Origin of the sequence: Archangium violaceum (genome assembly GCF_016859125.1) — a bacterium.
In the GTDB taxonomy this organism is placed as follows: domain Bacteria; phylum Myxococcota; class Myxococcia; order Myxococcales; family Myxococcaceae; genus Archangium; species Archangium violaceum_A.
Genome location: NZ_CP069338.1, coordinates 2,973,117 through 2,998,775, shown reverse-complemented (window position 1 = coordinate 2,998,775; position 25,659 = coordinate 2,973,117). Strand labels below are relative to the sequence as shown.

The 25,659-nt window shown below is 68.6% G+C and carries 21 protein-coding genes; 7 read left to right on the top strand and 14 right to left on the bottom strand.

Annotated features, from left to right (window positions below; genetic code table 11):
- Window positions 1–55: 55 nt before the first annotated feature.
- The 11 genes from JQX13_RS12805 to JQX13_RS12755 all read right to left on the bottom strand — a co-directional run bounded on the left by JQX13_RS12805 (window position 56) and on the right by JQX13_RS12755 (window position 13,589).
- On the bottom strand, window positions 56–2,815 hold the full coding sequence (locus JQX13_RS12805; protein ID WP_203409287.1) for a glycoside hydrolase family 44 protein: 2,760 nt from the start codon (window positions 2,813–2,815) through the stop codon (window positions 56–58).
- The gene (gene epsD, locus JQX13_RS12800; protein ID WP_203409286.1) at window positions 2,815–4,416 is read right to left on the bottom strand and encodes an exopolysaccharide biosynthesis glycosyltransferase EpsD; all 1,602 of its coding nucleotides are present in this window, start codon (window positions 4,414–4,416) and stop codon (window positions 2,815–2,817) included. The genes JQX13_RS12805 and epsD overlap by 1 nt, the downstream gene beginning before the upstream one ends.
- On the bottom strand, window positions 4,413–5,051 hold the full coding sequence (locus tag JQX13_RS12795; protein ID WP_203409285.1) for a hypothetical protein: 639 nt from the start codon (window positions 5,049–5,051) through the stop codon (window positions 4,413–4,415). The genes epsD and JQX13_RS12795 overlap by 4 nt, the downstream gene beginning before the upstream one ends.
- A gap of 107 nt (window positions 5,052–5,158) precedes the next feature.
- Complete coding sequence (gene wzy / locus JQX13_RS12790) at window positions 5,159–6,688, bottom strand: exopolysaccharide repeat unit polymerase (protein ID WP_203409284.1); 1,530 nt, start codon at window positions 6,686–6,688, stop codon at window positions 5,159–5,161.
- A gap of 31 nt (window positions 6,689–6,719) precedes the next feature.
- Window positions 6,720–7,910 carry an exopolysaccharide biosynthesis GT2 family glycosyltransferase EpsU gene (gene epsU / locus JQX13_RS12785; protein ID WP_203412005.1) on the bottom strand — a complete coding sequence of 397 codons (1,191 nt, stop codon included), beginning with the start codon at window positions 7,908–7,910 and terminating at the stop codon, window positions 6,720–6,722.
- Between the two features lie 39 nt (window positions 7,911–7,949).
- Window positions 7,950–9,458 carry a GumC family protein gene (locus JQX13_RS12780; protein WP_203409283.1) on the bottom strand — a complete coding sequence of 503 codons (1,509 nt, stop codon included), beginning with the start codon at window positions 9,456–9,458 and terminating at the stop codon, window positions 7,950–7,952.
- 4 nt (window positions 9,459–9,462) lie between these two features.
- Window positions 9,463–9,861, bottom strand: coding sequence for a response regulator (locus JQX13_RS12775; protein ID WP_203409282.1), 399 nt, complete (start codon window positions 9,859–9,861; stop codon window positions 9,463–9,465).
- Between the two features lie 20 nt (window positions 9,862–9,881).
- Window positions 9,882–10,055: a hypothetical protein gene (locus JQX13_RS12770; protein WP_203409281.1), complete on the bottom strand. Its 174-nt coding sequence runs from the start codon at window positions 10,053–10,055 to the stop codon at window positions 9,882–9,884.
- Window positions 10,056–10,067: 12 nt separating this feature from the next.
- Entirely contained in the window at window positions 10,068–11,309 is a 1,242-nt protein-coding gene (locus JQX13_RS12765) for a hypothetical protein (RefSeq protein WP_203409280.1), read from the bottom strand.
- 4 nt (window positions 11,310–11,313) lie between these two features.
- Window positions 11,314–11,940: an exopolysaccharide export protein EpsY gene (epsY, locus tag JQX13_RS12760; protein ID WP_203409279.1), complete on the bottom strand. Its 627-nt coding sequence runs from the start codon at window positions 11,938–11,940 to the stop codon at window positions 11,314–11,316.
- Between the two features lie 17 nt (window positions 11,941–11,957).
- Window positions 11,958–13,589: a flippase gene (locus JQX13_RS12755; protein WP_239014721.1), complete on the bottom strand. Its 1,632-nt coding sequence runs from the start codon at window positions 13,587–13,589 to the stop codon at window positions 11,958–11,960.
- 111 nt (window positions 13,590–13,700) lie between these two features.
- Here JQX13_RS12755 and sitA6 point away from each other — a divergent pair, with 111 nt between their 5' ends.
- Together sitA6 and sitI6 are read left to right on the top strand one after the other, a co-directional pair.
- Complete coding sequence (sitA6, locus tag JQX13_RS12750) at window positions 13,701–14,444, top strand: SitA6 family polymorphic toxin lipoprotein (protein WP_203409278.1); 744 nt, start codon at window positions 13,701–13,703, stop codon at window positions 14,442–14,444.
- Between the two features lie 7 nt (window positions 14,445–14,451).
- Window positions 14,452–15,174: a SitI6 family double-CXXCG motif immunity protein gene (sitI6, locus tag JQX13_RS12745; RefSeq protein ID WP_203409277.1), complete on the top strand. Its 723-nt coding sequence runs from the start codon at window positions 14,452–14,454 to the stop codon at window positions 15,172–15,174.
- Between the two features lie 33 nt (window positions 15,175–15,207).
- On the opposite strand, the gene epsZ is transcribed toward sitI6, so the two are convergent.
- Window positions 15,208–16,782, bottom strand: coding sequence for an exopolysaccharide biosynthesis polyisoprenyl-phosphate hexose-1-phosphate transferase EpsZ (epsZ, locus tag JQX13_RS12740; RefSeq protein ID WP_430384171.1), 1,575 nt, complete (start codon window positions 16,780–16,782; stop codon window positions 15,208–15,210).
- 298 nt (window positions 16,783–17,080) lie between these two features.
- On the opposite strand from epsZ, the gene JQX13_RS54015 reads away from it, so the two are divergent.
- The 3 genes from JQX13_RS54015 to JQX13_RS12730 are packed head-to-tail and all read left to right on the top strand — an operon-like array spanning window position 17,081 to window position 21,126.
- The gene (locus JQX13_RS54015; RefSeq protein ID WP_239014720.1) at window positions 17,081–17,863 is read left to right on the top strand and encodes an HAD family hydrolase; all 783 of its coding nucleotides are present in this window, start codon (window positions 17,081–17,083) and stop codon (window positions 17,861–17,863) included.
- A complete protein-coding gene (otsB, locus tag JQX13_RS54010) occupies window positions 17,864–18,676 on the top strand; it encodes a trehalose-phosphatase (protein WP_239014719.1) in 813 nt (270 codons plus the stop codon).
- The gene (locus tag JQX13_RS12730) at window positions 18,673–21,126 is read left to right on the top strand and encodes a glycoside hydrolase family 65 protein (protein ID WP_203409276.1); all 2,454 of its coding nucleotides are present in this window, start codon (window positions 18,673–18,675) and stop codon (window positions 21,124–21,126) included. The genes otsB and JQX13_RS12730 overlap by 4 nt, the downstream gene beginning before the upstream one ends.
- A gap of 27 nt (window positions 21,127–21,153) precedes the next feature.
- On the opposite strand, the gene JQX13_RS12725 is transcribed toward JQX13_RS12730, so the two are convergent.
- Together JQX13_RS12725 and JQX13_RS12720 are read right to left on the bottom strand one after the other, a co-directional pair.
- Window positions 21,154–22,389 (bottom strand): cytochrome P450, encoded by a 1,236-nt coding sequence (locus JQX13_RS12725; RefSeq protein WP_203409275.1) that lies wholly within the window; start codon window positions 22,387–22,389, stop codon window positions 21,154–21,156.
- Between the two features lie 312 nt (window positions 22,390–22,701).
- A complete protein-coding gene (locus JQX13_RS12720; RefSeq protein ID WP_203409274.1) occupies window positions 22,702–23,208 on the bottom strand; it encodes a YbaY family lipoprotein in 507 nt (168 codons plus the stop codon).
- A gap of 325 nt (window positions 23,209–23,533) precedes the next feature.
- On the opposite strand from JQX13_RS12720, the gene JQX13_RS12715 reads away from it, so the two are divergent.
- Both JQX13_RS12715 and JQX13_RS12710 read left to right on the top strand, forming a co-directional pair.
- A complete protein-coding gene (locus tag JQX13_RS12715) occupies window positions 23,534–24,697 on the top strand; it encodes a trypsin-like serine protease (protein ID WP_203409273.1) in 1,164 nt (387 codons plus the stop codon).
- Between the two features lie 216 nt (window positions 24,698–24,913).
- Window positions 24,914–25,639 (top strand): DNA-methyltransferase, encoded by a 726-nt coding sequence (locus JQX13_RS12710; RefSeq protein WP_203409272.1) that lies wholly within the window; start codon window positions 24,914–24,916, stop codon window positions 25,637–25,639.
- The last annotated feature ends 20 nt before the right edge of the window (window positions 25,640–25,659 follow it).

Genomic DNA, 25,659 nt, shown 5'->3' with positions numbered 1-25,659 from the left:
CTGTCGCGCCGGGAAGGGGCTCAAACCCCTCCCGAACGCCCCCTGTCGGACGCCCTCACCGCCGGGTGAGCGTGAGGTCCAGGACGGTGATGGACCAGGGGGGGAGCATCACCTGGACGTTGCTTCCGGACTGGAGGAAGGACTTGCGCTCGGAGAAGCCCGAGGGCTCTCCCGCGTAGCCCAGCACCCGGGCGTTGGCCACGTTGCCACAGCCGCGCAGCTCCACCTGGGCGTTGCGAGCCGAGTCCGGCTCCAGGTTGAGCGCGATGGCCACCAGGCGCTTGCCGTCGTCACTGCGCGAGGCGAACAGCGACATGCCCTGGGTGTCCGACTCCTTGTCGAACTTCGAGGGCACGAAGTTGTCCTGGAAGCGTCCGCCCTTGCCGTCGAAGTTGCGGTAGGCGCGGAACGCCCAGAAGGCGGGGCTGCGGTAGGGCGGGTAGGTGAAGAGGAAGGCCGAGGTGAGGTTCTGCTCGGCGAAGCGTCCCAGCGCCTCGGCCTGCGCGAGGCCGCCGCTCATGTGGCCGGTGGCGCCGAAGTTGTACTCGCCGATGGACAGGCCCCGGCCCGGGTAGTTCTCGGCGATCCACCGCTTGATGCGGGGAATCAGCTCGATCTTGTCGTCGATCCAGGACTCGTCCTTGTACTTCGGATCCCACAGCGCGCGCGTGGAGCGGATGCGCCGCGCGGAGGTGTCCGGATCCGTGGCGCCCCGCTCCTCGAAGCCGATGCCCTCGCCCTGCGGATAGAAGTGCACGTCCACCACGTCGAGCAGGCGGGTGCCGGTCTGCTTCTCGTGCTCGTGGAGCTTCTTCAGGTACCAGGCCAGCAGCGGCATGTTGCCGTGGGCCTTGCGGTCCTTCTTGTTTCCGCCCGGGGCCAGGTCCGCCGCCGAGTTGTAGTAGTTCGTCCAGCCCCACTCGGCGGGGCCGGCGATGACGGCGTCCGGGTCCGCCTGGCGCACGGCGGTGCCGTAGGCGATGGTGCGCTCGAGCAGCTCGTCGTAGGTGGCCGGCTCCGGGTGCACGTCCCGGTGCGTGGTGTTCCAGAGCATCGGCTCGTTGTCGAGGATGTACATGTGCACGCTGCGCCCGCGCGTCTTGTCCTTCTCGCGGATGGTGCGCACCCACTCGTGGATGAACGCGGGCGGGGCCTCGACGCTCGTCTGGGTGGGCAGGGGCGGCGTGAGGGCGTCACCCGAGGGGGAGATGCCGTTGCCGGCCTCCGTCACGTCCGGATCCATCTTCTGCTGCACGCCGAAGAGGGACTTGGGGAAGCTCACGGACGTGGAGTCCTTGGCCACCCAGCCGATGATGGGGACGGTGAGCGCGGACTGCATCCCGCGCTGGAGGTTGGACTGGAGGAAGGTGTCGTAGGTGTACTGGGGGCTGGTGCCGAGGACGATGTTGCGGAAGAAGTAGTCGTTGGCCGTATTCCAGACGTTGCCCAGCTTCCAGTTGTAGCGGGTGGTGGGGTTGCCGCCCCAGCGGCGCGCGGTGGCGCCGAGCTCCCACTGGTGGCTGTCCTTCAGCTCGCGCAGGTTGTTGAAGGCGATGCCGTAGATGAGCGGGCTGATGGGGTGGCTGGAGGCGGCGCAGTCCACCACCACCTTGGTCGCCTTGGCGTCCCCGAAGGCCACGCGGCCACCGCCCACGGAGGCCGCGTCCGGGGGCGCCTGCTGCTGCATCACGGCGGCGGGGGTGACGAGCCGGGCCAGGCCCACCTGGTTCAGCTCGACCTGCTCGTTGCCCACCTTCTTGTACGCGCGCAGGACGAGCTGGGTGAAGGCCTTCTTCTCGGGGTTGAGCTCGTCCATGGGGACGAACACCTGCGTCCAGTCTCCGTCGCGCGCGGTGACGTACGTGTCCGACAGACGAACGCGGGGAAAGAGCGTCTCGCTCTCGGAGTCCAGGCGCACCTCGAGGAAGTCCCCGAAGTCCGAGGGCGCGCGGTAGCGCAGCGTCAGCCCGCCGTATTCACCCTGCAGGCCCGTCTTGCGCAGCATCCAGCCGCCCATGTTGCCCATGCGCAGCTTCGCGGGCGTGGGCCCCTTCAGCTCGCGCTCGGACCAGCCGTGGTCCTCCCAGCCCTCCTGCAGGCCGTTGTCATAGGCCAGCTCCATGGGCTCGACGATGACCCTGGCCGCCGTGCCCGGCTGCGGCGATTGCTGCACCAGGCTGGTGCCCTCGGCGGGCGTCATGCCGCCGGGGGCGGTGAGGCCCACCTGGTCCAGCTCCACCCAGTCGTTGGACACCTTCTTGTACGCGCGGATGACGATGCGGGTGAAGGGCACCTTCTCCGGGTTGAGTTGCTCGAGGGGGACGAAGAGCTGTACCCAGTCACCCTCGCGGCGCGCCACGTGGCTCGCGTCCACGCGCACGCGGGGGAAGAGCGTCTCGCCCTCGGAGTCCAGCCGCACCTCGAGGAAGTCGCCGAAGCCGGAAGGCGCGCGGTAGCGCAGCGCGAGCCCGCCGAACTCTCCCTGGATGCCCGTCTTGTGCAGCATCCACCCGCCCATGTTGGCCATGCGCAGCTTCGCGGGGCCCGGGTCCTTCAACTCACGCTCGGACCAACCCTCGTCGTTCCAACCCGGCTGGAGGGTGCCGGCATAGGCCGTCTCGGTGAGCGGGGGGATGTTGTAGACGCCCGAGGGTGAGGAGGGCTGCGTGGTGGTGGCCGCCCGGGAGGTGCTCTGCCTGCAGGACCCCAGGAGGGACACACCCACGAGGGGCACGCCCAGGCACACGCCGACCAGCAGGACCGTCCGGGTCCTCCTGCCGCGCCACGGTGCGCCGCTCCCGACGGCCTGGCGCATCACTCGCCGTCCACGTCCTTGCGCGGGATGATGCGCGCGGGGATTCCCACGGCCACGCTGTCGGGGGGCACGTCCTTGAGCACCACCGCGTTGGCGCCGATGCGCGAGCGGGCGCCGATGGTGATGGGGCCGAGGATGCGCGCGCCAGCGCCCACCCACACGTCATCCTCGATGACGGGGTAGCCGTCGTCCCGGGCGGTGCCCACGGTGTTGTTGCCGTAGAAGCGCACGCGGTTGCCGACCTTCGCGTCGCCGCCCACCACGGTGCCCAGGCTGTGGACGAAGTAGACGCCGCTGCCCAGCTCCACGTCCTTGCCAATCTCCACGCCGAGCACCGCCGTCTGGGCCACGCGCAGCGCGTGGTTGCCGAGCGGAATGCCCAGCCCGCGCGCCGCCTCGCGCAGCCGCTGCAGCGCCAGCACCCGGTAGCCGTCCGAGGTGAGCACCATGGCGGCCACGGCCTTCAAGCCGGACTGGCCATACTCGGAGCGCGCCACCTGCACGGCGTCCTCCTTCAGCGCCTTCGCCAGCTTCAGCACCTCGCCGGGCTTGCCTCCGGTGAGGGCGAAGCGGGCCACGTGCCGGGCCACCTTGGGCAGCGAGCCCGCCTCGGCGCGCGCCCCGCGCAGGTACTCCATGACGTAGGCCACCGAGGTGCCCGCGAAGGCCGCCTTCGTCAGGCCCGCCTTGTCCGCCAGCTTCGCCGCGCCCATCACCGCTTCCGTCACCGGGCGGGTCGCCTCGGGCGCCACCACCGCGGCGGCCAGCAGCGGCCGGGCCAGCGGGTTCATCACGAAGAGGAAGCGCCAGGGGTCCACCTGCGGCACGTCCGGGTGCAGGGCCGCCACGCGCGAGTCGAAGATGCCGTAGCGGTGCGCCCGCTTCAGCCACTTCTCGAAGCTGGTGTGATCCGAGCCGTGCAGCACGTACGCCGCGGTGCAGAACTCGAAGCGGCAGCCGGCCTTCTCCAGGCGCACGCCCAGCTCGATGTCCTCGGACTGGCCGAGGCTCTTGTCGAAGCCGCCGGCGGACACGTAGTCCTCGCGCCGGAAGGAGACGTTGCCGGTGAAGAGCTGCCAGCCGCGCGCACGCCGCTTGGGGCCGCTCATGCTCGCAGCGATGCGGTTGTTGAACCACGCGTACCACCGCTCGAAGAGCGGCATGTCGGAGATGGCCGGGTCCGGGCGGATGCTGCCGATGACGACGTTGCGCGAGCCGGGCGGGTGGCGCTCCAGGTGCTTCGCGAGGAAGTCCTCGGCCACCTGCATGTCGTCGTCGGTGATGAGCACCACGTCGCCGCGCGCCGCGAGCACGCCGCGGTGACGGGCCGCCGCCGCGCCGGCGTTGGCCTGCGTCTCCACGCGCAGGGTGAAGGGCAGCTTCAGCTTCTCCAGGTGGGGCGCCACCGGCTCGCGCGAGCCGTCATCCACCACCACCACCTCGAAGTCCGAGGCCGACAGCGTCTGCCGGGCGAGCTGCTCGAGCAGGCGCTGGATGAGGTCCGTGCGGTTGTAGGTGGCAACGACGACGCTCAGCCTCGGGCGCGAAGCCACGGGCCGAGGAGGAACGACGGCGCCAGGGGCGCCGGGGGCTGCGCTCATTTCTTCGGGGCTCCGGACGTGGGCTGGAGGGTAACGCTTCCGAGGAAGCGCTCCTTCCCAATCAGGTCCAGCGTACGACGCGCCGAGGTGTAATCCGAGGTGCCGAGCGCCACGGTGAGCAGCGCCCGCTCGGCCGCCAGCGCCACTTCCAGGCCCACGGGGTTGGCGACGACGGAGTCGATGAGGACCACCACCCGGTCCCCCTGCTCCACGTACGCCATCATCTCGTTCACCACGTGCTGCGCCGCGCCCAGCTCCAGCCCCTCGGCATCCAGGAAGTGCACGGGCGTGCTGCCCTGCCTGCTGGCCACCTCGAGGATGGCCTGCGCCGCCTGGAGTCCCGAGCCACCCTCGTGCGAGGGCACCACCACCAGCGACGACCAACGGCCGCGCTGGTTGAGCATCGCCCACAGGTGCAGCAGCGTGCTGGAGGGAGCGGTGACGGGCCTGGCCTGTTCGACGCCCTCGGCACCGTCACCCGTGGGGGGCGGTGGACCGGGAGGAGACGGAGGCGTGGGTTGCGGCCGGTTGCCACGAATCACCGAGAGCGGCTGCACGACGCGCCGCTGATCCGGTGGATTCGGACCTCCGTTCCGCGAGCCACCCTTCGTCTTCTTGTCTTGAGGCTCGAACATGGGCAAGCCCATGTTACCGCGTCGCGGAGCGTTTGGCACCACCGAAGAGGCCGGAATAGGGCCCCTGGTGTCAAATTTCCGTGGCCTCTTCGGTTTGCGGTGCGGTATCATACCAGATTTCCTACCGGGCTGCTCGAATTCTCAGGAGCCGAGAATTCTTTCCTCGTTTCCAGAGCGGACGGCCAGGCGTTGGTGACGACGGCCAGCTTGCTGGCACAGGTGACCGCCATCGCCGATAGCAGGCTCCCCATCCAGCTGATGCTGGCCATGTCGCCAAAGCACTGCTGGGTATAGACCACAAACACCGACAGCGCCACCAATCCGCCCGCACGTTGCATCGGCTCGTGGGCGCGGTGGTAGGCGCGCACGGCCATGAAGACGCCAACGGCTATCCATATCCACAGCCCGGAGAAGCCCACCACGCCGCCGAAGGCGAACAGGCCCAGCACCGAGTTGTGCGGGTGGTAGAGGTAGTCCGGGAAGGCGTGGGAGATGTCGGGCAGCATGAGGATTTCGTCGAAGGTGTGCCCCCAGCCGGTGCCGAGGATGGGGTTGCGGTTCCACGTGTGGACGACATCGAAGTTCTCGATGTCGCGGTAGTCCATCTGCCCCTTGGCGAGGTTCTCGCCCACCAACATGGACTTGATGGTGCCCACCGGCCCGAAGATGCCCGAGGGGTTCTTCCATCCCACGGCCACGTAGATGGGGAAGATGGGCAACAGGATCAGGGCGATGCGGGTGAGCTTGCGCTTCATCCCGCTCCACGGGCTGACGAAGTATCCGAAGATGAGCACCAGCTGGAAGCTGGCGTAGGCGATGCGCCGGTCGTTGTAGTGCATGCCCATGAAGATGATGGCGCACACGCAGAGCATCCTCCAGAAGTGCTTCCGGGTGGGCTCCTCCATCCAGGCCCAGATGACGCAGGCCAGGCCGGTCACGTACAGCATCGAGTCCGCGTGCGTGGTGGCGTACTCGTGGTACAGGCCCCGGGGCCGGGCGATCATCACGATGAACCAGGCGCCCAGGAAGGCCTTGGTGCAGCAGGCCACGACGATGATGCGCCCCAGGGCGAGGAAGTCCTTGGGGCCGCGCAAGGCGGCGTTGAAGAGCATCACCATCAGGGGGATCACCAGCATCTGGTGCCACTGCACCTTGGCCACGCGCGCGACGCCGCCGTTGATGACGATGCCCCACACCTGCATCCAGAGGATGGTGGCCGGCAGTACCATCAGCGCGATGACCAACGGCCTGGGCATCGGAAGCGGGGGCGGGTCTATCTTGATGCCCATGGCGCGCCGGTAGATCATCAAGCCGATCAGCCCGATCACGGCGAGGTCCAGCAGGGGCAGGCTCATGCCGGGCACGGTGAAGAGCAGCTTGCCGGGGAAGTACAGCGGCGACTTCCACTCGCCCTCGTAGGGGACCTCTGGGACGAGGTCCACCGTGATGGCCGCGGCGAAGACAGCCAGCGTCAACGTGCGCAGCGGTTGACGGCACACCCACCACAGGAAGACGGCGCCCCCCACCGGGAGGATCGCGAGCGCCGGGGCGAAGATGATGAGCCCCACCGTCGCCAGCACCACCAGGGCCAGCAACGACATGAAGACGGGCGTACGCGACAGGAAGGCCTGAATCATCGTCCGGGACGGGCGCTCCTACGCCAACAACTCAGGGCTTCTGGGTTTCGCGCGCGGTGCGCACCCACTCGCCCTTCTTCTCCTCGGGGCGGCTCATCATGAGCCAGATCTTCCACGCCACATAGAAAGGCGCCCGCGCCAGGGCCATCAGCCCACCCAGGCCCATGCCGGACACCCACCAGCCGCGCATCACGTAGAGCACCAGCGCCAGCACGCTCGCCGCGCCCAGGTACGCGGGCAGCGCCACCTGTCCCCGCCACAGCGACAGCGCCACCGCGGCCAGCGTCACCCCGCCCGCGCCCAGCACCACCCAGCTCAGCGGCGGCACCAGCAGGTCCATGGCCAGGTCCACCAGCACCTTGTCGCCCTTGCGCAGGCCCTCGGCGAGCAGCGGCGCGCCGAACCTCCGCATCATCGCCATGCGCCCCCCCTCCCAGCGGCGGCGCTGCGAGCGCGAGGCCTTCTCGCTGGACACCATCTCGCCCAGCGCCTCGGCCTCCCAGGCGTAGTGCACGCGGTGGCCGGCCTGTCCCAGGCGGATGCCGTACTCCAGGTCCTCCACGATGGAGAAGGAGTCGTGCGGCACCTGGCGGATGAGGGCGTGGGTGAAGCACATGCCGTTGCCGCGCAGGCCGCACGACACGCCCAGCCGCTCACGGCCCAGCGAGCGCACCTTGTGGAAGAGCGCCATGGAGACGGCCATCAGCTTCGTGCGCCACGAGGCATGCGGGTTGAGCACGCCGTAGTGCGCCTGTACCGCGTGGGCGCCCGCCTCCAGCCGCAGCGCGAAGGCGTGCAGCAGGTTGGACGTCACCTCCGTGTCCGCGTCCACCACCACCACCGCGTCGGCGAAGCCGTCCGCCAGGCTCCACTCGAAGGCATACTGCAGGGCGTAGCCCTTGCCGCGCAGCTCCTTGTTGTCGCGCACCAGCACCGTGGCTCCGGCCTCGCGCGCCCGCTCCGCCGTGCTGTCCGCGCAGTTGTCCGCCACCACGACGATGCGCCGCAGCTCCACCGGCCAGTCCACCCGCGACAGGTTGGTCACCGTGCGGGCGATGCCCGCCTCCTCGTTGTGGGCCGGGATGATGATGTCGAACTTGAGCCGCGGTGACACCTGGGGCGGTGCCGCCTTCTCCCCCGACAGGAGCGTGAGCAGCAGCAGGTAGCCCGCGGCGACGAGCACCGGCAGGGCCAGGAGGACGAGCATCAGGTCGAGCAGCATCACGGCTTGGGACTCCGGGGGTGACGCGGGGGCTCCGCGCTACTGCGATTGCGTCTCCAGCTGTGCAGGCGGCGTCTCCAACTCCGCCAGCACGGGCAGTCCCAGGCCCCGCTTGACCTGCCAGGCCTGCAGGAACCGGCCGCTGAGCACGTCGCGCGCGAGCGCCGCGAAGACGCCCAGGATGAGCCCCGCGACGATGCCTCCGAGGGCGATCACCTTCGCGTTGGGCTTCACCGGACTGCGGGGGAACTCGGCCGGGGTGAGCAGGGTGTAGCGGTACTTGAAGGAGGCCTGGGCGATGTCGCGCTCCAGCTTCGCCGCGTCGATGCGCCTGCGCAGCTGCTGCATGATGATGGTCCTCGAGCGCACCTCGTCCAGGGACACCGCCGCCTTGGGGTTCTCCGACACCGCCGGGAGGATGCCCATCAGCACGCGCTCCAGGCCGTACGGGTCCGGCATCGGCTCGTCGGGGAAGGGCACCGACTGGCCGCCGTAGCGCTCGTACTCCCTGTTCAGCTCCTTCTCCTCGCCCTGCAGCACCTTCGTCTGCGGCGAGCCCTGCGCCCGCAGTCCCGCGATGCGCTGCTGCAGCTCGACGATGGCCGGGTGGCTCTCCCCGTACACCTTGCGCAGCGCCACCAGCTCCGCGTTCATCTGCTCCAGGCGCCGGTTGTGCTGCTCCTCGGAGTCCGAGATGGCGCGCCGCTTGGCGCGGATGAGGAAGCGCAGCTGCGCCAGGTGCTGATCCGTGTTGAAGCCGCCCACCCTCGGGTCTCCCACCGCGCGCCGGCGTTCGAGCATGATCTCCGAGAAGACCTTCTCGAAGTCCACGAAGGCCTTCTTGTAGTTCTCCGCGGCGAGCTGCTCGTGCTGCTCGAGGATGGTGAGCGCGTCGTTGATGCTGGAGAGGTCCTCCTTCTGGCGCGCCTCGAGGAAGCCCTGCTGCGCGGCATCCACCAGCTCGTAGGCCAGCTGCGGGTCGGGCCAGATGACGCCCACGACCACCTTGCCGTCATCGGTGTTCACGCTGAGCGCCTTCTCCAGCATGCCCACCATGGCGTCCAGCTTGATGTCCTCGGTGGGGCGCCCGGAGATGAGGTGCATCACCTGATCCTTCAGGCGCAGCAGCGGGGCGCGCGTGGCGTCCCAGCGGTCCAGCAGGTTCACCCGCTTGATGAGGGCCACCAGGTTCTCGCGCCGCATCACCGACTGGGCGGCCGCGCGCGTCACCGAGTCCACCTCTCCGGGCGGGCGCAGCGGGTTGGGGGGATCCGGATCCAACGCGGCGATGCGGTCCGGGTTGACCAGCGCGGCGATGGTGGAGGCGCGCCTGGGCAGCAGCGTGGCCTCCGCGTAATAGCTGCGCGGCAGGAACTTGGCGAGCGCCAGCCCCATCGCCGCCGTCACCACGAAGGTGGCCAGCGCCAGCAGCTTGTGCCGGAGGATCGCGTTCTTCACGTAGCCGACGTAGTCGCGCAGGGCTTCCCAGTCGAAGATGTTCGCCTGCGCCCGCTCGACCTCGGGCAGTTCGTCACGGGGCGGAGCCATGCGCCTAGGCCTCCTTCCGGGGACGTGCCGCCATCACCCGCTCCACCTGCTGGCGGAGCTCCTCGGGGGTGAAGGGCTTGATGAGGTACCCGCTCGCGCCAGCCTCCTCGGCCTGCGCCCGGTCCATCGTCTGCGTGCGCGCGGAGATCATCAGCACCGGCACGTCCCGGAGGGCCTCCGTGGCGCGGATGTGCTCGCACACCTCGTAGCCGGAGATGTCCGGCAGCGTCAGGTCCAGGCACACGAGAACCGGTGGCTGCTCCCTCAGTCGCTCCAGGGCCGCCTGCCCGCTGGAGGCCTCCTGGATGTTCGTGAAGCCCAGCATCTGGAGCATGTCACTCAACATCCTGCGGAACATGGGCGAGTCCTCGACGATGAGGACGGTTCCCTGTTGCTGCGCCATAGAATCTCTCAGGCCTTTTCTCAGTCTTCCATCGACGTCCAGACCACCAGGACGAGGAAGGCATAGAGGAAGTTGTATGCCACGAACATCGCCACCGCCCGTTTTACGCCTCGGACCGCGTTGCGCTCTCGCGCCGCCAGGATGGGCAACACGATGACGGCGTACAGTACCGACATCAGGATGAACTTCTTCATGGCATGGTACGCCTAAAGCCTACCACGATCATATCGCACCACCAATCCGACGCTTGTGTACCACTGGACGACAGGTTCCGTGCCGACGACCGCGTGATTGAGCCAGGTGTACGTCCCCTTCCCCTGCACGAAGAGGTAGCGGGAGAGCGGCAGCGGGTAGAGCGCCTCGACTTCCATCTTGGTCTCCGCGTCATCCCGGTGGAGGCCCGAGGTGAGCGGATGGGCATAGCGGAGCTTTCCGAGAATCTTGGCCTCGCGCCGGCCCTTCCACTCGAGCTCCAGGCCGACATCGGCCCGGGGGATGAGTTGTGTCGAGAGCGGATCCATATAGGGCAGGTAACGCGCGCGTACCTTGGCCTTCACCGGCCAGTGGTGGCCGATCGGAACTGGCGTATTGAGCGTGGTTTCCAGGGTTGGCATCACCCGGTCTTCCGGCAACTCGTCCGGTCGTCTGGGGTAGACCCTACCCAGGGCGATACCGGACTCGACGGTCAGGTCCACCAGGGGGGAGAACTGGTGCTGGAGGCCCGGTGCGAGCTGGAGGTAGGCGTCGCGGTTGCCGGTGGAGAAGGACACGTCCTTGCCGTACACCGACAAGGAGAGGTAGTCGCGACGCGTGGCGCCGTAGATGGTCTGGAAGCGCAGCTCGGGGTAGCGCTGCTGGGGGTAGGCCGCGCTGCCGCGTGGCAGCGGGCGCACCGGGGGATCCAACAGACCGTTGACGATCCAACCGAGCGTCCCGACGAGGGTCAGGCGCTTGATGCCGAGCGAGGTCAGGAAGCCCGCCGCGGTCTCCGTGTAGATGTAGGCGCTGCCCGAGCTGAACGCATTGGCGTTGGTGGTCGGCTGATTCACGGGGAGGCCGACCTCCGCCGCGCCACCGTAGGTCTCGAAGGGGAACTTGCCGAAGGTGGTGGTGTGGACGGCCAGCAGGGTGAGGTCGCGGCGGATCTTGTAGTCGGTGCGGGCGTAGACGGACTGCTGGGCCTCGAGCGCGCGGTTCTCCTTGGTCACCTGACGCAGGAGGAGCTGCGACTCGTAGACGAACTTCACCTCGAGCAGGTTGGTGTAGAGGGTGCTCTCCAGGCGCGGCGCGAGGATGATGTCGTTGAGCACCCTGGTCGTCTTGGGGAAGACCTCCTCGGTGAGCAGCTTCGAGCGGGTGACCGCCTCGATGCGAGCCGAGGCCTTGTATTTGACGGCTGGTGCGGAGGCCACCAGCAGCCAGCCGAGGGCCAGTGCGGGCAGCGCCATGCGGCTACTCCACCACCACGACGTCGCCCGTCTTCAGACGGAAGGAGGAGGCCGTGCCCTCGTTGCGGGTGAGCGCCTCCCAGGTGAAGCGGATGCGCGCCGGGGTCTGGTAGCCGGGCTCCTTGCGCAGCACGTAGAGGGCGTCGTCGCGGGCGTAGTCGGTGAAGCCGCCGGCCTCCGACAGCGCTTGCAGCAGCCCGGCGCCCGGGTCGAGCAGCTTCTTGCCCGGGTTGCGCACCTCGCCCAGCACGGCGACCTTGATGGGCTGGGCCTCGTCCACCATGACGGTGACGACGGGGTTGGCCACCAGGTCCTTGAGCTTCTGCTCCATGGCGCGGGCGAGCGCGGCCGGCGTCTGCCCGGCGGCGTCCACGTCGTTGAGGAGCGGCAGGCTGATGCGGCCATCGTCGCGCACGCGGATGCGCGAGGAGATGTCGCGCTGGTTCCACACGTTGACGTTGAGGATGTCGCCCTTGCGGATGAGGTAGCCCTCATCGCCCTGCGCCTGGGGCTCGCGGTAGTCGTCCACCCAGACGAAGCGGCCCGGCTTGTAGCAGGCGGACAGCAGCAGGAGCGTGGCCAGCAGGGGCCAGCGGAGCGGGGAGCGGGAGCGGAGGGTGTTTCGGCTCATGGCGGACAGGGCGTGCTTCATGCGGCGCGGGCCTCGGAGGGAGGCGTCGCGGTGGAGGCCTGGGGCTTGCGGCGGTTGCGCACCATGCGCACCAGCCCGAGCACCTCGTCCTTGCGCACCGCGCCGGTGAGGAGGATGAGGGCGAGGTAGACGGCGCCATCCACCACCAGGCGGGCGAGCCCGCGCACCAGGTCGCGCGAGTCCAGCCCCAGCCGGCCCAGCAGCAGGTGGAGGGCGGTGACGGCGGCACACGTGCCGAGCGTCTTGCCCAGCACGGCGAGCCCCCGCGCATCCCAGGCGCGCGAGCCGATGGCGGAGACGAGGATGACGGTGACGAGGACCTCGCAGGTGGCCAGGGAGATGGCGGTGGCGCTCGCGCCGCCCGCGGGACCCAGCCAGCGCAGGAAGGGCGGGATGAGCAACAGGTTGAGCGCCGGGTTGAGCACCGCGGCGAGCAGCGAGGTGCGAGTCACCGTCCAGGTACGGTCGGCGGCCATCAGCCAGCTGCCACACACGGTGGCCACGTAGGTGAGCACGAAGATGGGCGCGAGCAGCCGCAGCACCGGCGCGGCCGGCAGGTAGGCCTCGCCAATGAGCAGCTTCACCCACGTCTCCGCCCCGAGCGCCATCGCGAGCGTCACGGGGATGGAGACGGAGACGACGCCCTCGAGTCCCCGGCGGAGGATGCGGGTGAACTCCTCCTGCGAGCTGGCCGCCGCGCGCGACATCATCGGCAGCAGCACCCAGCCGAGGATGGGCGAGAGCAGCATCGTCATGCCGGCGATGCCCCAGACGGCGCCGTAGTAGCCCACCTCCGTCTTGTTGGCGACCAGGCCGAGGATGCTCACGTCCACGCGGCCATTGGTGGCCAGCGCCGCCTCGTTGATGAAGAAGGGCAGGGCGGCCAGCAGCGCCGTGACGGTGGAGCGCACGTCCAGCCGCATCTTCAGACCGGCGTGCTTGCGCGTGAGGTGGAAGAGGAACGCGGCCTTGAAGACCTCGGCGCCGATGAAGGGCGCGGCCAGCCACGGCAGCGGCGCTCTCGACAGCAGCACCAGCACCAGCCCGCCGCCCCAGATGCACTTCATGACGACGTGCGCCACCGACAGGCCGTCCACCTTCTCGCGCGCGTGCAGCACCGCGGCGAGGATGGCGTTGAGGCGGAAGAAGAACTGGTAGCCGCCCATCAGCAGCGCCAGGGTCTGTACCTCGGGCGGCTCGCCCCCGGCGCGCATCACCCACAGCATCGCGCCGGTCAGCCCCAGCGCCAGTCCCACCTGGAGGAGCAGCGTGCCGCCGAAGAACTCACTGGCGTGCTCGCGCCGGACGGCCACCTCCTTGCGGATGTAGACGTCCAGGCCCATCGCGCTCAGGACGAAGAACGCGCCGGAGAAGCCATCCGCCCAGTTGTAGCGGCCGAAGCTCTCCGGTCCCAGGTAGCGCGGCAACACCACGCGCATGGCGAGCGCGATGCCGTACGTCACCATCAGCGACCCGCCCAGCTTGAGGGCGTTGCGCAGGGAGGTGTGGGCGTCCACCTGGGCGGGCTCGGCCCGCGGTGACGCCTCGCTCGTGTGGGGCGTTTCGATGACGGAGTCCTCGACTGGTTGGGCGACGTGCAGTGAACGACAGCGGTGCTTCCCCGTCAAACAAACGGCTACAGGGCTGTAGGGCGGCCGGGCGTGCCTCCTATTCTTCGGGCAAAGCGCGGTTTGCTCGGAGAGCCTCCAGCCGAAGGCTGGGGAGGGGGGATGTGCCTCATGAAGACGTGGAAACTCTGGGGGCTGTTGCTCGGAGTGGTGCTGTCCGGGTGCGCGGCCTCGGGCCCTTCGCAGCGTGAAGAGGGGACACCCGACGCAGCCTGCATGGAGCGGGAAGAGACCGGCTCGTGCCTCACCCTCCTGTGCGACGAGGACGCGTGCGGCTTCTTCCGCTGCGAGGACATGTCGGCGGCGGTGGCCGCGAGCGAGGACGCAGATGAGGCGGAGGGCGAGTCCGGGAGCGTGGTGCTGGCGCGCACGGGAACGGTGGGCATCCGCCTGCCCTCTCCTGTCACGCCCATGCGTTACCGGGGCTGGCCGCTGCGGCTACCGGGGGACCGCGAGCCCATCTTCGTCATCCCCTGGAAGAACCACCACCTGCGCAACCTGCTGCCCAGTCAGAAGCAGCTCCTCCAGGAGGCCGAGCTGCGGATGCGCCGGCCTCACGAGAAGCACCACCTCTTCCCGCAGGAGTTCCGGGCCTGGTTCGCGCGCAATGGCATCGACATCCATCAATGGACGATGTTCATCGAAACGGGCCTGCACCGAAGCATCCATCGCGGGCCGAGAGGTGGTGCCTGGAACGCTGCGTGGAGGCAGTTCACGCAAGAGAAGGAAGGGAAGCGGGTGACGAAGGAAGAAATCTGGAAGTACGCCGGGGAGCTGTGCGTGCGCTTCGGCCTGATGGCTCCATTGCAGCCGTACTACGGTCGAACGAGGCAGCCGCCCCCCATCGGGTTCTGAGGAGAAGATGAGGTTCTACGAGCTGGATTCCGTCCCGGCTGACAGCATGCGCTACACGGGCGAGTACAACGCGGAACGCCCATGGGGTTTGCCCGGCCTGCATTGCCCCACGTGTGACGCGAGCTGGGCTGGTATCTCAGAGGCCTACCCGAGCGTGGACCTGTCGGGAGTGCCCGGGGCGAAGCAACTCGAGAAGGCCTGGCTCGAAGAGGACTTCGCGAAGTTCGAGCGTCTGCGCGCGATGGTGCGGCCTCTGGTTCCCTCCTGGGCACGGCTGACACCCGGCACCGGCTTCGGGCCACTCGTGGGCTCGGCTCGTGGCAACTTCGCCCAGCTCTACCTGCTGTACTCCTGGAGGGTGATCATCCGGCGTGATGCGCTGGAGCAACTCCTGGCGGAGGGTCTACGGGGATTGAAGGGGTGCCGCACCGGGCTGCGCTTCCGGCAGAAGAACGCACCGGAGCTGATGGAACTGGAAATGGAGCCGCACGGCTCGTTCCACCCGGACTGTCTGCCCTCTGGCAACACCGAGCCGTGTGCGACGTGCGGAGGCTATGACTACGATGTGCCGAAGCAGCCGGTGCTCGACGGGGCCTCGCTGCCGGAGCACCTGGACATCTTCCGACTGCGCAGCCGCGACGGTGTCATCGTGATCAGCGAGCGCTTCGCGGACACGCTGCGCCGGCTCGACTTCGAGGAGTTCTCCCTGCGCGAGCTGCCCGTGCGATGAGCCCCCAGCATGGGGCCCAGTTCCTGGCTCGCGTCAGCTCGCGCCGCTGCCGGTAATCACCACCGGCACCGTCTTGAGGATGAGGTTGATGTCGTTCTTGAGGCTCCAGTGGTCGATGTACTGCATGTCCAGGTACATCCACTCCTCGAACGAAATCTGGTTGCGGCCGGAGACCTGCCAGATGCAGGTGAGGCCCGGACGCACCGACAGCCGGCGGCGCTGCCAGGCGGCGTACTTCTCCACCTCGCTGGGAATCGGCGGCCGCGGCCCCACCACGCTCATCTCCCCGCGCAGCACGTTGATGAGCTGCGGCAGCTCGTCGATGGAGTACTTGCGGATGAAGCGCCCCACCCGGGTGATGCGCGGATCGTTCTTCATCTTGAAGACCGGACCCGTCTGCTCGTTCAGCGCCTCCAGCTTCGCCTTCAGCTCCTCGGCGTTGATCACCATGGAGCGGAACTTGAGCATGTGGAAGGGCTTGCCGTGCAGGCCCACGCGCTTCTGTTTGAAGAAGATGGGCCCGCGGCTGGTGAACTTCACCGCCAACGCCACTCCGACCAGCAGCGGAGAGAGCACCGCCAGCGCCGCCGCCGAGCTCACGATGTCGAAGAGCCGCTTGAGCGCCATCTGGTGTGGCTGGAAGGCGTGCGTCACGAAGTGCAGGTAGCCGTCCGAGACCGCGTGGTCATCCACCGGCCGCGCCCGATCGAACCGGAAGTGGTACGCCGGCAGCGCGAAGGGGATGCCGAAGTTCTCACACAGCTTCACCGCGGCCTGCATCTCCGCCGAGTGCTTCAGCATGTTGCCGGCGATGTAGACCTCGTCCACCGGCACCGTGCACAGGATGTGCTCCAGGTCCTTCACGCTCCCCAGCACGGGCGCCGGCGGCGTCGCCGAGGCCGGCTCGTTGCTGAAGCCCAGGTAACCGATGACCTTGCGACGGTTCCTGGTGCCCAGGTCCTCGCCCGTCAGCCGGCCCATGGCCCCCACGCCGATGATGAGCACCTCGTCCAGCGGCTGCTCCTGCACCGACAGCTTCCGGAAGAAGCTCAGGCGCAGCATCGCCACCGAGGGCCACAACAGCGGAGGAAAGAGACTGAGCGCGACGATCCACGACTCGGTGCCCATCACCAGACGCGTGAGGAAGAGCACCACCGTGACGACCATCACCTGGATGGAGATGAGCGCCAGGTCATCCAGCCGCTCGCGGTCCGCGAAGCGCACGTCATAGAGGCACAGCGCCGTACCCACCACCAGCCACGACACCACGCCCACGCCCAGCAACACCCAGACGTCCGTGCGCTCCAGGTGGAGATCGTGCCCCATCATCGTCGTGGAGATGAGCAGCGCGGCCACCACCAGCGCCAGGTCCGCCACCATGTTCATCTTCGCGGCGAACCCCGGGGCGAAGCGCGAAACCGGCGCCCCGGGCGCCTTGGGGCTCACCACCGCCAGCGGCTTCTCCGTGGCCGCCAGCGCGCCCGCCGACAGGATGGGAGGTGGTGTCTCGGCGGGAGCCAACCCGTTGGGTGGGGTGTCCGCACGCGTCTGAGATGCGGTGGCGGGTGGCTCGCTGGATGTCACGTCTACTTGAGATGCGGGCCGCATGCGGACCCTCCCTGATTCGACATCCGTCAGACCCTCATGATAGGGGAACCCTTACGCCGGCATGAAGCCAGGGATGGCCAACTGTTCAGATGGCGTATCCCCCTGATTCGACAGTGTGCAGCGTAGAGGGTTGTCCTGAAATCCGTCAACCTTCCGTGAATTTCTACACTTCCAGTGTAAGCACCAGTTGACACGGGTTGGCCCCGGAGTTCAGGCGCACACCCGCTGCCTCTGTAGGGGCATGGCGTGTGCAAGGCGCGAGGAGGGACGTATTGGGTCCTCCACGGGAGTCACCGCCATGCCCTCGCTCCAGCCCCCCGGGTCCACCGCGCTCGTGCTGTCCCGCCGCGACTTCGACGCGGTCCTGTTCGATCTGGACGGCGTGGTGACGCGGACGGCGGAGGTACATGCCGCCGCGTGGAAGCGCCTGTTCGACACGTACCTGGAGGCGCGCGCGCGACAGACGGGCGAGCCCTTCCAGCCCTTCACGGCGGAGGACTACCAGCGGTACGTGGATGGCCGGCCGCGCTTCGATGGCATCCGCTGCTTCCTGGAGAGCCGGGGCCTCGTGTTGCCCGAGGGCTCGCCCGGGGATGGCCCGGAAGCGGAGACGGTGCAGGGGCTGGGCAAGCGCAAGAATGAGTACTTCCTCGAGACGCTCGCGCAGCGGGGGGTGGCGGTCTTCGAGCACGCGGTGGAATTGTTGGAGCGTCTGCGGGCAGCGGGCTTCCGCACGGCGGTGGTCTCGGCCAGTCGCAATTGCGTGGCGGTGCTGCGGGCGGCCGGGCTGGAGCATCTGTTCGACGCTCGGGTGGATGGAGTGGAGTCGGGGAGGTTCGGGTTGCCGGGCAAGCCGGCCCCGGACACGTTCCTGGAAGCGGGGCGGCGGGTGGGTGTGCCGCCGGAGCGCGCGGTGGTGCTGGAAGACGCGCAGGCTGGAGTGCAGGCGGGCAGGCGAGGGCATTTCGGGTACATCATCGGCGTGCGTCGCGCGGGGCCGGTGGGGGCGCTGGTACGGGCCGGCGCGGACGTGGAGGTGACGGACCTGTCCACCATCCAGGTGGAGGAAGGAGTGTCTTGAATGCGGTCGATGCGGGACGTGCCCCTGGCGCTGGGTGAGTGGGAGTCGCTGTCGCGGCGGATGGAGGGCCGGCAGGTGGCCATCTTCCTGGATTATGACGGCACGCTGTCGCCCATCGTGCCCAATCCGGACGAAGCGCGTCTGTCGGACGCCATGCGGACCACGCTCCTGGAGCTGGCCCGGCGCTATCCGGTGGCCATCGTGAGCGGGCGGGACTTGCCCGTGCTCAAGGGCTTCGTACGGCTGGAGGGCGTGTCGTACGCGGGCAGCCACGGCTTCGACATCGAAGGGCCAGACGGGCGTGGCTTCCAGCTGGAGGAGGGCAAGGCGCTGCTGCCCGAGCTGGACGCGGCGGAGCGGGAGCTGTCGGTGGGGCTCGCGGGGATTCCGGGCACCCGGCTGGAGCGCAAGCGCTTCAGCGTGGCGGTGCACTGGAGGCACGTGGAGGAGGCTCGTGGGCCGGAGGTGGAGCACCTGGTGGACGCGGTGCTGGCGCGCCATCCGCGGTTGCGCAAGGGAGGCGGGAAGAAGGTGTTCGAATGCCAGCCGGCCCTCGACTGGCACAAGGGCCGGGCGGTGGAGTGGGTGTTGAATGCCCTGGGGCTGGCGCGCGAGGACGTGCTGCCGGTGTACCTGGGGGATGACCTCACGGACGAGGACGCCTTCCAGACACTGAAGGGACGGGGTTTGAGTCTGGTGGTGCGGGGCGAGGTGGAGCGGCCCACGGAGGCGGACTACGCGCTGACGGACGTGGAGGAGGTGCGCCGGTTCCTGGAGCTGCTCATCGACCGCGCCAGGGGGACGACCCGATGAGGCCGGAGCTCTGGCTCTTCACCTACGAGGGCTTCGAGCCAGCGAAGGAGGGCCTACGCGAGGCGCTCTGCACGCTCGGCAACGGCTACTTCGCCACGCGCGGGGCGGCGCCGGAGTCCGAGGCGGACGACACGCACTACCCGGGGACGTATCTGGCGGGCGGGTACAACCGGCTGAAGACGGACCTGGCCGGACGCGTGGTGGAGAACGAGGACCTGGTCAACATGCCCAACTGGTTGCCGCTCGGCTTCCGGCTCGAGGGCGGCGACTGGTTCAACCCGCGCGCGGCGGTGCTGCTGGAGTACCGGCAGGTGCTGGACATGGCGAGGGGGCTGCTGCTGCGCACGGTGCGCTTCGAGGATCGGCGGGGACGGCGCACGCGGGTGGAGCAGCGGCGCTTCGTGCACATGCGCGACAAGCACCTGGCGGGACAGGAGCTGGTGCTGGTGCCGGAGAACTGGAGCGGACGGGTGCACGTGCGCTCGGCGCTGGACGGGCGGGTCGTGAATGGAGGCGTGCCGCGCTACCGGCAGCTCAACTGCAAGCACCTGCGCACCCTGGTGGCGGAGGAGGTGGACGCGGAGACGCTGCTGTTGGAGGTGGAGACGGTGCAGTCGCGCCTGGAGGTGGCGGAGGCGGCGCGCACGCGGCTGTACGTGGACGGGCAGCCCGCCCGGGTGCGGCGAGGACTCACCGTGGAGGAGGGCTACCTCTCCCACGAGTTCGAGGTGGAGCTCCGCGAAGGGCAACGGCTGGCGGTGGAGAAGGTGGTGGCTCTGTACTCGTCGAGGGACCACGCGGTATCGGAGGCCGCGATGGAGGCCCGGCACGCGGTGGAGGAGGCGCCCGCGCGCTTCGACGAGCTGGTGGCCACCCACGTGCAGGCCTGGTCCCAGTTGTGGCGCCGCAGCGACCTGGACCTGGAGCTGGCCGAGCCGGACCACATCCAAACGGCCCTGCGGCTGCACATCTTCCACCTGCTACAGACGGTGTCGCCGCACACCATCGATCAGGACGTGGGCGTGCCGGCTCGCGGGTGGCACGGCGAGGCGTACCGGGGCCACATCTTCTGGGACGAGCTGTTCGTCTTCCCCTTCCTCAACCTGCGGTTGCCTGCCCTGACGAGGGCGCTGCTGCGCTACCGCTACCGGCGGCTGCGGCGCGCGCGCGAGGCGGCCCGGGCGGAGGGCTTCCGCGGGGCGATGTTCCCCTGGCAGAGCGGCAGCGATGGGCGCGAGGAGAGCCAGCGGCTGCACCTCAACCCCCGCTCCGGACGGTGGGTCCCGGACGTGACGTGGCTGCAAAGACATATCAACGCGGCCGTCGCCTACAACGTCTGGCAGTACTACCAGGCCACGGCGGACTCGGAGTTCATGTATTTCTACGGGGCGGAGATGTTGCTGGAGCTGGCCCGCTTCTGGGCGAGCATGGCCCGGTGGAACCCGTCGCTGCGGCGCTACGAAATCAAGGGGGTGATGGGGCCGGACGAGTACCACACGGGGTACCCGGACCGCGCCGAGCCGGGGCTGGACAACAATTCCTACACGAACCTCATGGCGGTGTGGGTGTTGTGCAAGGGGTTGGAGGTGCTGAATCTGCTGCCCGGTGAGCGCCGCGACGAGCTGCTCGAGACGCTGGCGGTGAGCCCGGCGGAGCTGGCGCACTGGGACGATATCAGCCGGAAGACGCGGCTGGTGTTCCACCAGGACGGCGTGCTGAGCCAGTTCGAGGGCTACGAGCAGCTCCAGGAGTTCGACTGGGAGGTGTACCGCAAGCGCTACGCGGACATCCACCGGTTGGATCGGATCCTCGAGGCGGAAGGGGACACGCCCAACCGCTACAAGCTGTCGAAGCAGGCGGATGTGCTGATGCTCTTCTACCTGTTCTCGGCGGAGGAGCTGCGGGATCTCTTCGAGCGGCTGGGCTACCCGTTCGACGCGGGGATGATTCCGAGGACGGTGGAGTACTACCTGCAGCGCACCTCGCACGGCTCGACGCTGAGCGGGGTGGTGCACTCGTGGGTGCTGGCGCGCAGTGACCGGCCCCGCTCGTGGAAGCTGTTCACCGAGGCGTTGAGGAGCGACATCGCGGACGTGCAGGGCGGGACGACGCCGGAGGGCATCCACCTGGGCGCCATGTCGGGGACGGTGGACCTGATGCAGCGGGCGTACACGGGCATCGAGGTGCGCGGGGACGTGCTGCACTTCAACCCGAACCTGCCCGAGGGGATGAAGCGGCTGAAGTTCTCGCTGCGCTACCGCAAGAGCCTGGTGGAGGTGGAAATCACCCAGGACAAGCTGGTGCTCAACAGCCGGTGGCGCTCCACGACACCGCTGGAGTTCGAGCTGCGGGGTGAGCGTCACCTGCTCCAGCCCTGCGAGACGCGGGAGTTCCCCCTCGCGAGGCGGGAGGTGACGACGGAGGGAACATTGGACAGTTCGGGCCCGTGAGCTCGTGCTGGCGGGCCCGCGCCCGTGTCACCACCGGACGGTGAGTGAGTCGTAGCCGCGGAACATGAGGCTGTGACACTTGAGCTGCGGCAGCTGCTTCGGATCCAGGTGCAGCTCGGGCAGACGCTCCAGCAGCACCTCGAAGGTGATCTCCAGCATGCGGCGCGCCAGACCCGCCCCCAGGCAGTGATGCGGCCCGAAGGTGAAGCTCATGTGCTTCTGGTGGTTGCTGTCGCGGGTGATGTCGAAGCGGTCCGGGTCGGGGAAGGCCTCCGGGTCGCGGTTGGCGGCGGCCAGGCCCATGAACACCACATCCCCCTTGCGAATCGTCTTCCCGCGCAGCTGGAAGGTCTCCGCGGCGATGCGGTGCATGAAGGGCACCGCGGGGTTGTAGCGCAGCATCTCCTCCACGGCCGAGCGCACCAGCGTGCGGTCCTCCTGGAGCTTGTGGAACTGGTCGCGGTGCGACAGCAGATCATGCAGGCCGTTGCTGATCTGATCCGTGGTGGTGGTGTGTCCGGCGAAGAGGATGAGGCTTGCGTTGGACACCAGCTGATCCAACGTCATCTGCCCCGCCTGCTGGGATTGGAGCATCTGGCTGAGCAGGTCCTCGCCCGGGGAGTGGCTGCGCTCCTCGATGATGCGGCGCAGGTACGCGAAGAGCTCGCGGGTCGCCGTGTTGGTGCGGCGCGCCAGGTCCACCACGTCCGTGCCGGCCGCGGGCGCGTTGAAGTCGGCGATGGGCCTGGCCCACTCCAGGAACTGCTCCCGGTCCTGCACGGGGATGCCGAGCACCTCGGCGATGACGCGCGGAGGGAGCTGGCTCGCCAGGGACTCCACCGCGTTCATGTGGCCCTGGCCCCGCACCTGCTCCACCAACTGCTCCGCGGTGCGGCGGATGGCCGGACGCCACCTGTCGAGCGCCTGGGGCGAGAAGCCCGCAGCGGCCTGCCGACGCATCTGGATGTGCTCGCGGCCGTCCCGCTGGCTCATCTGGTCGTTGAGCCCCTTCAGGAAGTCCTTGATGAGGTCGGGGCCCAGCCCCCGGAGCTGGTCCTCGTAGAACCTCACCCGGTTGGCGCTCAGGCGGGGATCCCGAAAGCAATTCACCACGTCGTCATGTCGGGTGATGAGCCAGGATTGCACCGCTTCCGACCAGTGCACCGGGTCATTGCTCCTCAGCTCCCTGTAGAGCGGTACCGGATCGAGGAGATTCTCGGGAGCGACGGGATTGAGTTGGAGCGTGCGGGCTGCGCTCGCCATAGGGGTTCCTTCCTCGGATGGATCGCCTGGGTGCACGGTTCTGACAAGATAATCGACGTTATCCGTCTTGTCCTGAGCGGAATGGGTGTTGCCGCTCGCATTTCAATGCAAGCCATTGGCCGTAGCAGTGAGAGTGAAAAGCTACCGGCAGAGACTCACTTCTTGGGTAGGGACGAGTGGGCCCAACCGTCAAATCGGGCCACTTTCGGTCAATGGAGGTGGAGTGCACGCGGACCCAGCGGGTCATGTGTCACCCTCGGACGTGTTGGCGGGTGAGCACTCCGGGCCCCGGACTCCCGAGGGCGGGGCGCATCAACCGCCCACGCGCACGCGCACCGTCACGTCCTGGCTCGAATGGCCCTGGGTGAGCACGGGGACGGGTGTGGGCGTGGTGTAGACGCGGCCGGCATCCGTGATGCGCGCTCGGACGACATAGGTGGCGCCGGGGCGGATGCGCTCGGAGGGCACCGTCACCGAGAAGCGGATGGGCACCTGCCCGGGGCTCTGGAGGGTCTGCTCTCCGACCACGGTCTCGGAGCCCTCTCCCGGCGAGGACTCCACCACCTCGACCTGGACGACGGCGTCCGGGGTGAGGGCGATACGCTCGCGATAGGTCACGCTTCCCGTGACCTGGGTCTCGGCGGGGGCCTCGGCGGGCGTTTCGGCGGGGGGGGTCGCGGGAGCCCCGGTGGGTGCCTCGGCGGGTGCCTCGGCGGGGTCCGTGGGCGTGTCCTCCTGGGCGACCCGCTGGGTCGTGGCGCACGCGGCCAGGGTGAGCGCGGTCAGGCATCCGACCAACAGGGTGAGGGGACGGGTCATGTCGTGAGCTCCTGTAGTGTTTTGTTGCAACTGGACTGCATCAGCTTCGGGGATACTGAAGATATGGGAGCGTGGCTGGCGGAGACTTGCTTGACAACCTGAAAGGGAAACGTTTATCTGTTTCCCGTTCCTGTCCGAGAGAAAGAGTTGCATGGTGGGTTGCGACTCGAGGCGGGACCCCTGAAATGGTTCGAGCAGTCACCAACCGGCGAAGGTGCCGGCGGGGTCGGCATTTCTCTCGCGAATCCGTTCGTGCTCCGCGAGGAGCACGTTTCGACCGGGCGAACCCACCCGGATGCTCACCCCCGTGAGAGGAGAGTCCCCCATGTCGCAGCGTCACTTCGTTCGGAAGTTCTTCCTTCTCGGCACCGCCAGCACGGCCCTGCTCGCTGGCTGTGGTCCCGAGGAGGCCGCCGCCCCCGAGCAGCAGCTCGGCGCGGAGACCCAGGAGATCGTCGGCGGTACCAACGCCAACATCTCCACCTATCCCTGGCAGATCTCCTTCCAGGATACGACGGGCTTCCACTTCTGTGGTGGCTCCATCCTGAACGCGAACTGGATCCTCACCGCCCAGCACTGCGTGGCCGAGTCGGCCGCCTACGCCACCAGCTCCCCGGTCACCGTGCGCATCGCCGCGGGCAGCTCCAAGCTGAGCACCATGAGCAGCTCGGGGCAGATCCGCGCGGTCGATGACATCATCCCCTTCCCGGGTTACAGCGACGCGACCCTGGGCAAGGACGTGGCGCTGCTGCACCTGTCCACGCCGCTCACCCTCAACGGCAACGTGGCGGCCATCACGCTGGCGACCTCGGCCGATGAGGCGGCGGGCCTGACGAACGCGGGCATCACCTCCACCGTGACGGGCTGGGGCTCGCTCTCCTCCGGTGGTTCGTCGCCGGACACGCTGCAGACCGTGGACGTGCCCATCGTCTCCAACGCGGACGCCACCTCGGCGTACGGGCAGACCATCACCGCGGATCAGCTCGCCGCGGGCGTCATGGGCGTGGGTGGCAAGGACTCGTGCCAGGGTGACAGCGGCGGCCCGCTCGTGGTGAGCAAGGGCAGCGGCAAGATCCTCGCGGGCGTGGTGAGTTGGGGCCAGGGGTGCGCGGAGCCCAACTACCCCGGCCTGTACGCGCGCGTCTCTTCCTTCCAGCCGTGGATCTCCTCCTTCCTGAGCAAGTCGCCCACCACGCGCTTGAGCTCGACCAGCCAGTCGGCCAGCAAGGGCGCCTGGAAGCACTACACGGTGAGCGTGCCCTCCGGCACCACGGCGCTCAACGTGCACATCTCCGGCGGCACCGGTGACGCCGACCTCTACGTCCGCCAGGGCGCCGAGCCGACGACGAGCAGCTACACCTGCCGGCCGTACGCGGGTGGCAACAACGAGTCCTGCAGCCTCCCCAGCCCGGCGGCGGGGACCTGGTACGTCTCGGTCCGCGGCTACTCCGCCTTCTCCGGCCTGACGGTGCGCGCGACCACCTACTGAGCGCGTTTCCCCGTCGTTCCAGGAGTTGAACGCCTCGAGCGGCGCTCGTTCGCCGTCCGCTCGGGGCGTTTCCCTTTTCCGGGGCCCGTATGCTCCGGGTTCGCGCACGGGGCGGCCGGGCCGCCCATCTGCTCGTTCCTGGATATCTCGTCCGACCCGCTGGGGCGGGCGGGCGCGGCGGGCGTCAGAATGCCGGGGTAGGTTGGCCACACCCTCATGCCCCGCTACCGCCTTTCGCAGAGCGATGCCGTCGAGTGGCTCCGGAGCCTTCCGGACGCCTCGGTGGATCTCATCATCACCGACCCCGCCTATGAGTCGCTCGAGAAGCACCGCGCCATCGGCACCACCACGCGCCTCAAGCACAGCAAGGCATCCAGCAACCACTGGTTCCGCATCTTCCCCAACGCGCGCTTCCCCGAGCTGTTCGAGCAGGTCTGGCGGGTGCTCAAGCGCGACTCGCACTTCTACCTCTTCTGCGACCCGGAGACGATGTTCATCGCCAAGCCGCTCGCGGAGGCGGCGGGCTTCCGATTCTGGAAGCCCATCATCTGGGACAAGCTGCACATCGGGATGGGCTACCACTACCGCTCCCGCTACGAGCTCATCCTCTTCTTCGAGAAGGGCCGGCGGCGGTTGAGCGACCTGGGCGTGGCGGACGTGCTCCCGGTGCCACGCGTCTACCGGGGTTACCCGGCGGAGAAGCCCACCGGCGTGAGCGAGGTGCTCATCCGGCAGAGCAGCGCGCCCGGAGACGTGGTGGTGGATCCCTTCCTGGGCTCGGGCTCGGTGGGCGTGGCGGCGGTGCGGCTCGGGCGCGACTTCCGGGGCACCGACATCTGTGACGAGGCGCTGGCTGTCTCCGAGGCGCGACTGCGTGAAGAGGGCGCGGTGCCCGAGGAGACGGTGGAGACGCGAGAGGTGCTCCTGGCCCGGAGCGGGTGAGCGGCCTGCCGTGGGAGGCA

Coding starts and splice junctions, on each gene's coding strand:
- JQX13_RS12805 (WP_203409287.1), bottom strand. CDS start 2,815: ATGCGCCAGGCCGTCGGGAGCGGCGCACCGTGGCGCGGCAGGAGGACC.
- epsD (WP_203409286.1), bottom strand. CDS start 4,416: ATGAGCGCAGCCCCCGGCGCCCCTGGCGCCGTCGTTCCTCCTCGGCCC.
- JQX13_RS12795 (WP_203409285.1), bottom strand. CDS start 5,051: ATGTTCGAGCCTCAAGACAAGAAGACGAAGGGTGGCTCGCGGAACGGA.
- wzy (WP_203409284.1), bottom strand. CDS start 6,688: ATGATTCAGGCCTTCCTGTCGCGTACGCCCGTCTTCATGTCGTTGCTG.
- epsU (WP_203412005.1), bottom strand. CDS start 7,910: ATGCTGCTCGACCTGATGCTCGTCCTCCTGGCCCTGCCGGTGCTCGTC.
- JQX13_RS12780 (WP_203409283.1), bottom strand. CDS start 9,458: ATGGCTCCGCCCCGTGACGAACTGCCCGAGGTCGAGCGGGCGCAGGCG.
- JQX13_RS12775 (WP_203409282.1), bottom strand. CDS start 9,861: ATGGCGCAGCAACAGGGAACCGTCCTCATCGTCGAGGACTCGCCCATG.
- JQX13_RS12770 (WP_203409281.1), bottom strand. CDS start 10,055: ATGAAGAAGTTCATCCTGATGTCGGTACTGTACGCCGTCATCGTGTTG.
- JQX13_RS12765 (WP_203409280.1), bottom strand. CDS start 11,309: ATGGCGCTGCCCGCACTGGCCCTCGGCTGGCTGCTGGTGGCCTCCGCA.
- epsY (WP_203409279.1), bottom strand. CDS start 11,940: ATGAGCCGAAACACCCTCCGCTCCCGCTCCCCGCTCCGCTGGCCCCTG.
- sitA6 (WP_203409278.1), top strand. CDS start 13,701: ATGAAGACGTGGAAACTCTGGGGGCTGTTGCTCGGAGTGGTGCTGTCC.
- sitI6 (WP_203409277.1), top strand. CDS start 14,452: ATGAGGTTCTACGAGCTGGATTCCGTCCCGGCTGACAGCATGCGCTAC.
- epsZ (WP_430384171.1), bottom strand. CDS start 16,782: ATGCGGCCCGCATCTCAAGTAGACGTGACATCCAGCGAGCCACCCGCC.
- JQX13_RS54015 (WP_239014720.1), top strand. CDS start 17,081: ATGCCCTCGCTCCAGCCCCCCGGGTCCACCGCGCTCGTGCTGTCCCGC.
- otsB (WP_239014719.1), top strand. CDS start 17,864: ATGCGGTCGATGCGGGACGTGCCCCTGGCGCTGGGTGAGTGGGAGTCG.
- JQX13_RS12730 (WP_203409276.1), top strand. CDS start 18,673: ATGAGGCCGGAGCTCTGGCTCTTCACCTACGAGGGCTTCGAGCCAGCG.
- JQX13_RS12725 (WP_203409275.1), bottom strand. CDS start 22,389: ATGGCGAGCGCAGCCCGCACGCTCCAACTCAATCCCGTCGCTCCCGAG.
- JQX13_RS12720 (WP_203409274.1), bottom strand. CDS start 23,208: ATGACCCGTCCCCTCACCCTGTTGGTCGGATGCCTGACCGCGCTCACC.
- JQX13_RS12715 (WP_203409273.1), top strand. CDS start 23,534: ATGTCGCAGCGTCACTTCGTTCGGAAGTTCTTCCTTCTCGGCACCGCC.
- JQX13_RS12710 (WP_203409272.1), top strand. CDS start 24,914: ATGCCCCGCTACCGCCTTTCGCAGAGCGATGCCGTCGAGTGGCTCCGG.